This window comes from Corallococcus llansteffanensis, from assembly GCF_003612055.1.
Taxonomy (GTDB): Bacteria; Myxococcota; Myxococcia; order Myxococcales; family Myxococcaceae; genus Corallococcus; species Corallococcus llansteffanensis.
Genome location: NZ_RAWB01000691.1, coordinates 1 through 4,730, shown reverse-complemented (window position 1 = coordinate 4,730; position 4,730 = coordinate 1). Strand labels below are relative to the sequence as shown.

The window sequence follows — 4,730 nt, the reverse complement described above, 5'->3', positions numbered from 1 at the left end:
GCGCAGGCGTTCTTCGGGAGCGCGGAGAAGGCGGCGATGATGGGGTCGCCCATCCGCAGGGCCTCTTCGATGGGCTCGCGGTTGCCGGGGGCGCACCACGACTGCCATTGCGCGTCCTTGAGGCGCGTGTGGTGCTCCAGGTTCTTGCTCATCATCTTGAGCAACCAGCGCAGGCCGGTGTCCACGAAGATGGGCTTCTTGGGGCCGGGGGGGCCGAAGAAGTCCCAGTTCTCCGTGAGGCTGCGCGACAGGGAGCGAAAGAGGACGGGCAGCGCCTTCATCCCGTCCGTCACGAAGTGACCGAAGAGGTAGGGCCCCAGCAGGCGCACGTCGCGCACGCCCTGGCGCAGGAGCGCTTCAGCGGCGCGGGCCGCGTCCTGGTAGGCGCCCTTGGCGACGAGGGCGGTGATGGCCTCCAGGCGCTGATCCGGCCCCTCCGTCTCGTCGATGGGCACGGGCGTGCCGGTGAAGGGGGCGTCGAGCAGCGAGAAGTCGACGGCTTCGAGTGCCAGCGCCGCGTCACCCATCGATGGCCACCACCTGCCCGGGGGAGACGACCTGGATGACGCCGCCGTAGCTGCACATCAGCTTGGAGTTGCTCTCCAGCGCCGGCATGTTGCCGATGAGGACCTTGGGGCAGCCGGGCGCCCAGGGCGCCGCGGTGGCGGGGATGCAGGGCATGGGGGTGAGGACGCCCAGGGCCGCCGCGGTCGCCGCCGCCACCATGGGGTTCGCCATGGACGAGCACACGCCGAAAGGCAGCACGTTCATGAACGGCTTGTTGTCCATGATGTTCGCCGCGGGCGTCGTCGCGAGCACCTTGTTCGCCGGCAGCACCATCAGCGACGAGGGGGCGACCCCGAAGCTGCATTGCAGCATCGCTCCCATCACGACCTGGACACCCATGTCCTGCCCCTTTCGGCTCAGCGTGTTCCCGGCGGGCCATCTTCGCCCGAAGGGCCTGTTCTTTCCAGCAGACGACCCCGAAGGGCGGTGAGGGCCTGGAACAGCGGGTCCGTCGCCTTGCGGTGCAGCGCGCCGGTGAAGAACTGCGAGGCGCACCATGCGTCATCCACCGCGCCCTTCTTCCGGTGCGGAAAGAGCGGGAAGAACTCGATCCGGTCGGGGAGGAAGTCCCCACCGAGCATCATTTCGATGCGCCGCTCGATCTCCTGCTCGCTCGACGGGGGGGCGGGCTCGCTGCCGGTGAAGGCCAGGAGGATGAAGCGCGAGTGGCTGGCGAGCCCCCCGGTGGACACCGGCACCACGCTGGTCCCGACGAGGAAGGGCAGGCCCTCCAGCACGTCGGTGACCTCCTTCGACGGGTAGGGCCGGCCGTCATGCCGGAAGCCCATCGTGCCGCCGTAGTGGTAGCGCGAGCGGATCCGCGCGAGCAGGACGTGGCCCGGAGGGCGGCCCTTGTCCGGCAGCAGCGTGAAGATGCCCACGTCCGTCGGGGCGCCCTGCCCGCTCGTGTTCGGATCCTTCAGGGTCCACCGGCGGCCCGGCACGGGGAAGACGTCCGTGTGCACGTCCGCGTGCGGATCATTCACCCCGCGCGACGACACGAGCACCGCGCCGCCGGCCGCCGCGTCGATGAGGACGTTGGACGAGGGCACGGCCTGGAGGCCGCACTGCTTCACCCAAGCGCGCCACGCCTGGGCGTCGTAGGGCTCCTCGGGGTTGCGGAACCAGTGCAGCACGTTGCGCATCGCGCCGGTGCGGTGGCGAATCAGCAGGTCGCGCAGCCGGGGCGTCACGCCCAGGGCGCGCAGCGGGTGCTCCAGGAGGGGCGCCGGGTTGTGCTCCAGGTCCGCCAGCTCCAGGTGCAGGTAGGTGGCGCCCCGCAGCAGCGTGGTGAAGAGGAGCGCCGGCTGGTGCTGGAGCACCGGGAAGTCCGGCGCCGCGAGGAGGTCCCCCGGCGCGAGGCCGAAGGTGAGCATCCCGTCCCCCAGCGCGCCCTTCCACGCGTTCTCCGCGGTGAGGGGCACGAGCGAGTGCGGCGGATCCACCAGCGGCGAGAACAGCAGCCCCACCACGTCCGCGGGCTTGTACGTGTGCGACGTGAAGCCGGGCGCTCCCCCTCCCCTGCTCTTGAGCAGGAGCTTCTCGTGGCCCTTCAGGAGCGGGAGCTGGTGCGGCTCCGCGGCGATGAAGTCCGGCGTCAGGGCCTCCAGCCGCGTGGCCATGGCACGCGGGCCCAGGGGCGGCAGGAGCGTGAAGCAGCCGCCCAGCCGCAGCGTGGCGAGCAGCGACACCAGCAGCTCCTGCCCCACGCCGTGGACGAGGCACACCTTCGCGCCCGGGACGACGCCCTGCTCCGCCCATTCGCTGGCGCGGCGCGCGGCCAGGTCGTGCAGCGCGCGGTAGCCCACCGTCTGCCAGCCCTGGAGGCGCGCGTAGGAGCGGAACGCGGGGCGCTCCAGGCCGACGTGGCGCACCACCAGGTCGTGGAAGAAGTCGTACTGCTGGCCCGGGCGGCTCTTGGGGGGCGGCACGCCCTTGCCCGCGTGGGCCTCCGCGAGCGCGGCGGCGAACCCTTCCGGATCCTCCCAGCTCTCCTGCCACCACTGCGGCGCGCCCGTGTCCGACGCGAAGCCCGCGTCCAGCTGCCGGAGGATGTCCTTCACGTCGAAAGGCATGGGGGGTTCTAGCGCGAGGGAAAGTCGAAGCCGACCTTCACCATGAAGCGGACCTTGGAGCGCATGGCGCCGCCCTCCGGGGCGTGGCCACTGGTGCCGGACGAGCCCTGGGGCCGCGACTCCCCGCGCCGGAGCGGCTGCTGGGACGCGCGCTCGATGGCGGTGGGGACGACGGCGCGCACCAGCGGGTGGCGGGCCTGCAGCGGGGGCACGTGCATGTCCACGTCGCGGCCGAAGAGCCACGCGCCGCAGCGCCAGAGGACGTCATGGCGCCGGGTGAGCAGCGTCCAGAAGCGGTCGCGTGTCTCCGTGGCCTCGAAGAGCAGCGGCGAGGCTTCGTGCCCGCGCGCGTCACCGGGGGCCGCGAGCAGGGCGCGCAGCTGCTCCGCGACGCGCTCCACCTCGTTCACGTCCTCGGGCGTCACGGGCGAGCGGCCGGTGAGCTTCGCCTCGTGGCGCCGGAACAGCGCGACGAGCCCCAGGCAGTCACCCACGACGTCGCGGTGGCCGTCGCTGCGGCTGGCCTCCACCTCGGAGGCGTCGAGGAAGGCGGCCTCCGCGAGCGCCTCCGCCGTCTTGAGCAGCTTGCGGCGCAGGTGCTGGGCGCGCTCGAAGAGGCCACCGAAGGCGCTGGCCCGCATGTCGCGCTGCACCTGGAGCGCGGCGAAGGCGAGCCCCTGCGCGAGCAGCGGCAGGCCGCGCAGCTCCTCCACGTTCACGCCCGGCAGCGTGGCCAGCTCCGCGTCGCGGGTCAGCACGCTGTCGACGCCGCGCTTCGTGTTGTGGAAGGCGAGCGCGATGTTGGAGCGGCACTCCTCCACGGCGCCTTCGAGCGCGCGGGCCGGAGCGAGGAACACGTCATAGCCGGGCTGCGAGCCGAGGGCTTCCAGCTCGGCGATGTCGTCGGGCCCCAATCCCGCTATCGCGTGCGGCGCCCCGCCCTGGCCTCCAGCCATGTCCGTGAGGATAGCGGGCACCCCTGGAGGCCACAACCCGGTGACGTCACGGGTGGGCCGCGTGCCTGCCGACCTCAGACGAGGATGAGGTCGTCGTCGTCGTCCGCCAGGGCGAGGTCGGACGCGTCCTCGGGGGTGCCCAGGACGCGCTCGGTGCGGCGCAGGCGTTCGTCGCTCAGGTCCGACATGAGCATCAGGACCTGCGGGTGGCTGGAGATGAGCGAGTCGAAGTCCTCGCGCGGCAGGCGCAGCAGCGTGGTGTGACGCGACGCCTCCACCGTGGCCGTGGCCGGCGTCTTCTGGAGCAGGGAGATCTCTCCGAAGAGCTCCCCTTCCTTCAGGCGCGACAGCACGTGCCCGTTCTTGTGCACCTCCACCTCGCCGGAGAGGACGACGTAGAGGCCGTCGGTGGGGTCGCCGTCGCGGATGATGACGTCACCGCGCTCCACGTCGCGCGCGCGGAAGCGCTCCACCAGTCCGCGCCGGTCCTTGCGGTTGAAGGGGCGGAACAGCGCGGAGCCGTTCATCACGTTGGTGAGCAGGCGCTCGCGGCAGAACTTCTTGAGGGCCTGGGCCACGGGCGGGTGGCTGTGCGACAGCGCGGCCAGCACCGACGCGGAGATCTCCAGCACCTGCGTGTCGTCGGACGCGGACTCCACGGACGCGGCGCGCGGGGCTCCGGACAAGAGCGCCATCTCCCCGAAGAACGCCCCACCCTCCAGCGTGGCCAGGTCCTGACGGTGGCCGTTGTCCTCGCGGTAGACGCGCACGCTGCCTTCGCAGATGACGTAGAAGGCCTCGCCGTGGCTGCCCTGCGACAGGATGCGCTCGCCGGGTCCGAAGCGGCGCAGCGGGCAGCGCTCGAAGAGCTGGATGAACGCGTCGCGCGGCAGGTCGGAGAAGAGCGGGATGGACGGCAGCGCGTCCCAGGTGCCGGTGGCGGCCTCCGCTTCCTCGGTCAGCTCGTAGATGGGTTCCTCTTCCGCCGATCCATCCTCGAGGCCGCGCTGGGCCGCGAGCTCCACCGCGTGCAGCAGCGAGTCCGCTTCAATCTCCAGCTCCGTGAAGCTGGAGACGCTCAGGGACGCGCGCCAGGGCTCCGGGGAACCGGCGGTGGTGGGGACGACCGAGG

The 4,730-nt window shown here is 71.8% G+C and carries 5 protein-coding genes; all 5 read right to left on the bottom strand.

The window, feature by feature from the left end; genetic code table 11:
• Positions 1 to 527: type VI secretion system protein IglI family protein (locus D7V93_RS38265; protein ID WP_279636983.1), on the bottom strand; the 527-nt coding region annotated here is incomplete at its 3' end.
• On the bottom strand, positions 520 to 906 hold the full coding sequence (locus tag D7V93_RS38260) for a DUF4280 domain-containing protein (RefSeq protein ID WP_120615817.1): 387 nt from the start codon (positions 904 to 906) through the stop codon (positions 520 to 522). The genes D7V93_RS38260 and D7V93_RS38265, both read right to left, overlap by 8 nt.
• Positions 907 to 923: 17 nt before the next feature.
• On the bottom strand, positions 924 to 2,642 hold the full coding sequence (locus D7V93_RS38255) for an acyl-CoA synthetase family protein (RefSeq protein ID WP_120648016.1): 1,719 nt from the start codon (positions 2,640 to 2,642) through the stop codon (positions 924 to 926).
• An 8-nt stretch (positions 2,643 to 2,650) separates the two neighbouring features.
• The gene (locus tag D7V93_RS38250; RefSeq protein WP_120648015.1) at positions 2,651 to 3,556 is read right to left on the bottom strand and encodes a hypothetical protein; all 906 of its coding nucleotides are present in this window, start codon (positions 3,554 to 3,556) and stop codon (positions 2,651 to 2,653) included.
• 116 nt (positions 3,557 to 3,672) lie between these two features.
• Positions 3,673 to 4,730, bottom strand: a 1,058-nt coding sequence (locus D7V93_RS38245; protein ID WP_147451559.1) for a cyclic nucleotide-binding domain-containing protein, incomplete at its 5' end; no start/stop codon positions are given.